The following is a 5,173-nucleotide window of genomic DNA, read 5'->3' as shown; positions in this document are numbered from 1 at the left end:
TAATTTATTTTGATAATATTGATTCATTATATAGTTTAACATATTCTTTAGCTGATTTATTCCACGAAAAATCCTGTTCCATTGCCCTTCTGACAATTCTACCCCACCTCTTTTTATCTTTAAACACATCAATTGCTCTTTTAATTGCTGAAAGCATATCCTTTGAACTCGCTTCTTTAAAAACAAATCCTGTGCCACTTTCTACATGTTTATCACAGTCAATTACCGTATCCGCTAATCCTCCAGTTTTTCTAACAATTGGTATTGTCCCATACTTTAAGCTAATCATCTGTCCTAATCCGCAGGGTTCAAATCTTGAAGGCATTAAAAACATGTCACAACCTGCATAAATTTTGTGTGCTAATTTTGAATCAAACCTTAAATTTACTTTAAAATTTTCCTTAAATTTATATGACATCTTTTCAAAAATTTTATGATAGTGAACATCTCCAGTTCCCAATATTGTTAAATTTGCTCCTAAATTTATAATCTTTTCCATAGCTTTTTCAACAAGATCCAATCCCTTCTGGTCAGCTAATCTTGATATGATTCCAATAAGTGGTGCTTTTATACTTAAGCGAGTACTTCTTAAGCCCTGTTCTATTAAAATAGTTTTTTTACATTTTATTTTTCCTTCCAGGTTCTTTTTGGAATATCTTTTCTTAATAGACCTATCAGTCTCTGGATTCCATTGTGTATAATCTATCCCATTTATAATTCCAAATAGATCCTTTTCTCTGGTTCTCAACACCCCATCTAAACCACAACCATATTCTGGTGTAAGAATTTCTTTACTATAAGTTGGACTTACCGTATTTATCTTTTCAGAAAATATCATTCCACCTTTCATGAAATTTAATTTTCCCCAATACTCCATTTTATCTATAGAATATAAATTTTTATCAAGACCAACTTCATCTAATAAATCATGTGAAAAAATCCCCTGATAGGCTAAATTGTGAATTGTAAAAATTGTAGCAATTCTATTATAAAGAGGATTATCTTTAAATTCCGTTTTTAGTAAAACAGGAACCAAAGCCGTATGAAAATCATTACAATGAATAACATCTGGAAACCATTCTAATTTTCTTAACATCATTAGAATAGCTCTTGAAAAAAGGGTAAATCTATGAGCATTATCAGGATAGTCACCCTCTTTAGTTCCATAAATTTGGTCCCTATAAAAATACTGATTATTTTCAATAAAATAAATTGGAACTTCTTGACCCATTATCCCTTCATATATCTTTGTTTCTATAATGCCAGAATTTCCCATATAAATTTTTAATATATCATCTACTTTTTTTAACCCAACTATTTTATCTTCCACTTCTTTATATTTTGGCATCACAACTCTTACATCATGACCTAACTTTGATAATGCGAATGGGAGACTACCTACTACATCAGCTAATCCTCCCACCTTTGCATAAGGATATACTTCTGATGACGCTAAAAGTATTTTCACTCTTGTTCCTCCATTAATTTAAATGACAAAATAAATTAATTATATAATTTTTATTGGTGATTTAAGATTTTCTGGTGGTGAAATTCCTAAAATTTCATAAATTTTAAATAAGTGTTCCCTAAACTCTTGTTCCCATAATTCATCCATTCCAGATTTTTCATTATCACCTAACCACCAGAACCAATCACTTCCCTCAGCAATATATATTTCCCTTAAAATCTTTTCTCTTTTTTCCACATCAACCCCAGATTTTATATATTTTTCCACATCAACCCTGGCTTGATAAAGGTGATCCCAAGCTTGATTCTGTCCCTCTCCTCCTATCCAGTTTGAGAAATCTCCCCTCACCCATGATCCAGACTTTATGTTATAAAGTCTATCTATTGGTGGATATTTGCTTAAATAATCAGTCACACTAACTAACTTAAACTGATTACTTTCATTCAATTTTTTATATAGATTAAATAAGAACTCAACTCCATCTTTTTCATAATACTCCCAACAGTTCTCTCCATCCAAAGCAATGGTTACTAAATAAGGTTTAAAGTCTTGTGAAACTGAAAAATATATCCTCTCAATCCTATCCATAAAATCGTTGATTGCTTCCTGCCAGTTCATACCATTATATACAAAGCCTATCAGGTCAGATAAAATCTGGTCCCTGAAAATTATATTTATAGAGTTATTACCATTAAAGAAAGTATACGGCTTATAAAGAAGATGAGGGTTTTTTATTAATCTATCATTTTGCAAAGATAAGTCCATATTAATACTTTTACTTAAGATATTCTGATCAGCGATTGTCCAAAAAATCCCAGATTCTGCTAAAATCTTTAATGATTCATTCGAAACTGCCATCTCAGGTGACCAAACCCCTGCAGGTTTTAGACCAAATATTGATTTATGAAAATTAAGACCTTTTTCTATTTGCATTCTTGCATCTTCTAAAAATGTGAAATGGTTATTAGGAACAATGCTTTTTGGATTAGCTTCAATAGCCACTTTATTATCTATTAAAAGGGGTAATATTGGATGATAATAAGGAGAACTTATGATTTCAATCCTTTTTTGCTCCCCCATTTGCTTATATTTTGGAATTATTCTTTTTATAATTTTAAGTTGCTCATCATAGAGGCTTTTCTTCTCTTCCTCACTATAACATTTACCTTTTTTGACAAGTCTGCTTAAGAAATGATTATTATTTATACACACTGGATCAAACCAGGAAAGATCAAACCATACTTGAAGATCCCTATATTCCTGATCAGTTAGTTTGTTTATGATAGATAAAGAACCTTCTAGATCTCTTTTTAAACTTCCTACATTAAAATTTCTTTTTAAATCTTCTATTTTAATTAAAATCTTTTTATATTGCTCATAATTCGAAATTCTTTTAATATTGTTAGGCGGACACATCCAATCGAGTATAAACCTTTTTTCCTTTATTGTAAGTTTTGATGCAGGTTTCAAACTAATATCTAAATATTTATCACTAATTTCTTCGTCAGAAATCAGTTCTATTTGCTTCACTAATGAAGGAACTAAATTAAAAGTTTGTTTTATATTAGGATAGTTATCTAAAATTGTAACCATGTCCAGATAATCTTTAATTGAATGCAGTCTAACCCATGGAAGGAAAGCAATGTTACCACCCCCAATACTACTATCACTATTTAAATACCATGGCTGGTGCATATGCCATATGAAGGCAATATGAAGTGGATATTCTGATTTTTTTTTAATTAACATAAAATAATTCTTCTATATTCCTATTTAAAATTTGATATCTTTAATAATATTTCTGCTGAAAAATTTTCATTCGGTTCTAATTTAAGTTTCCAATTTGGAACTACAGCTGAACTTTGATATGTTCTCTCCATTCCCGTTTCAGATTGAGAAACTGTCTCAATAGGAAATCTCCAAACAGTTGCTTCTGGGGTAAATTTTAGTATTATATTAAATCCTTCAAGATAATTTTTTATTATGACTTCACCTATATCTTTTATCTCCCCATAACTTGCCATATATTTATCTTTTAATTCAACTTCTGGAATATAGTATCGCACAGCATTTTCATCATAACCACTTAACATTGAAAAAAATGTCTCCACAGCAAAAATTGATAATAAACTTGTTTGGCCCTTATTTTCTACTAAATAATTAACTTTAAGAATAGAGTTTTCCTTCTCAATTTCATATCTTTTTTTTATATTTATAAAACTTTCATTGCCATTAATAAAAATCCTCTCTTCTCTATTAAGTTTTACTCCATTCTCTATAAGTTGAAATGAGTATACTCCATTGGCAAAATTTCCAAATTCTTTATATTCCCTTCTCTGAAATGAATCAAGATTGGTATCATAAGAGAGAATATAATTTCTAAAACTATAGTTAGGCCACTTATCATAATTTAATAATTTTTTAAGATCCCCTTCCTTTAAAGCTTCTATATGATGAATTGTAGTTATGCCTTCGTCTTTCTCTTCAGTCTTACTATCCCTAAACTCACTCTCTTTAATTTCACTCTCTTTGAACTCACTTTCTTCAATCTTACTCTCTCTTGACTTACTCTCTTTTGCTTTTTCCTTTATTGTTTTATGATAAGATTCCTCTCTCCTTGCTAAAGTAGCAATTAGATTGAAAGGTTTTGGCTTATAGTCCAATTCAAATACAGTTCCACCATTATAAGGAGTTATATATACACCTAAAAATTTATTAGATAATATCACTTCATCATGACCATCTAAATTGAAATCAAAAACCTTTTTATTCAGAAACATTTCGTTATTATGAGATTGTTCTTCTAATAATCTTTCAGCTTCAATCATATGACGATATAATGCCATTTTCATAAATTGAATATATACACCACCAAAAATTCCATGCCAATATACATCATTACACTGACTGGCAAGTACATGTTCATAAGCTTCTTTATTTCCAACCTCTCTTGCCCATTTTGAAAGATAAAACATTTTCTTCTGCATATTATTAATTTCAGGATACTTAACAAGATAATTTCTCCAAAAACCACCGGACCACTCGAGCATCTCTGGATATGAAGCAGTCGGAAGATATACTCTTCCCAGAGGTGAAAACTTTTCCATAAATTCAGAAAATGTGTAAAGTTTTATCCATGAACTTTCACTTTCTAAAGCAGTAAGAAATTGCTCAAGCCATCTATCTTCATATATCCATTTATAAGTGTTTGGCCAACCTCCAAATTTTTCACCATCATCATCCAAAACCACCAGATTTCTCTCATTCTCAGATGCTATTTCTTTAAAATAATCAATTATTTTGGAAACTGGAGAGAAGGGAATTAAATAACGAAGATCTTTGCTAATTGGAAAAATGGCTAATTTATTATTCTGTTCCTCTGTAATAAAATAACCCCTTAGTTGTTGCTTGGAAAATCCTGTCAGTTTGAAATGTGACTCATCTACAGAGACATGCTTTATTTTTGCTTTTGATAATACTTGAGCAAGATGTGGTTCCCAAACTCTCTCAGTCAACCACATACCTGTTGGGACATATCCTGTTAATTCTTGAATATATTTGGTCAATTTTTCTATCTGAACATATCTATCTTCATCAGGTATTATGGGGAGTATTGGCTCATAAAATCCCCCAGTTTTGATCTCCACTTGTCCTCTATCTACCATCTCTTTTAGTATAGAAATATACTCAGGATGTTTCTTTGCT

The 5,173-nt window shown here is 30.5% G+C and carries 3 protein-coding genes; all 3 read right to left on the bottom strand.

Annotated elements, in window-relative coordinates:
* Positions 1–4: 4 nt before the first annotated feature.
* On the bottom strand, positions 5–1,468 hold the full coding sequence (gene glgA / locus KKC53_05530) for a glycogen synthase GlgA (GenBank protein MBU2598614.1): 1,464 nt from the start codon (positions 1,466–1,468) through the stop codon (positions 5–7).
* Between the two features lie 39 nt (positions 1,469–1,507).
* Positions 1,508–3,217, bottom strand: coding sequence for a glycoside hydrolase (locus tag KKC53_05525; protein ID MBU2598613.1), 1,710 nt, complete (start codon positions 3,215–3,217; stop codon positions 1,508–1,510).
* A 20-nt stretch (positions 3,218–3,237) separates the two neighbouring features.
* Positions 3,238–5,173 (bottom strand): DUF1926 domain-containing protein (locus tag KKC53_05520; GenBank protein MBU2598612.1); only part of this gene is annotated, 1,936 nt, incomplete at its 5' end.

The organism is Actinomycetota bacterium (genome assembly GCA_018830725.1).
Classification (GTDB): domain Bacteria; phylum Actinomycetota; class Humimicrobiia; order JAHJRV01; family JAHJRV01; genus JAHJRV01.
Note: the sequence above shows the minus strand (reverse complement) of the source record. Positions and strands in the feature narration are given on the sequence as shown.

What these genes read in the sequence shown, in the direction of transcription:
- KKC53_05525 (MBU2598613.1), bottom strand. Translation starts at nt 3,217, where the DNA reads ATGTTAATTAAAAAAAAATCAGAATATCCACTTCATATTGCCTTCATA.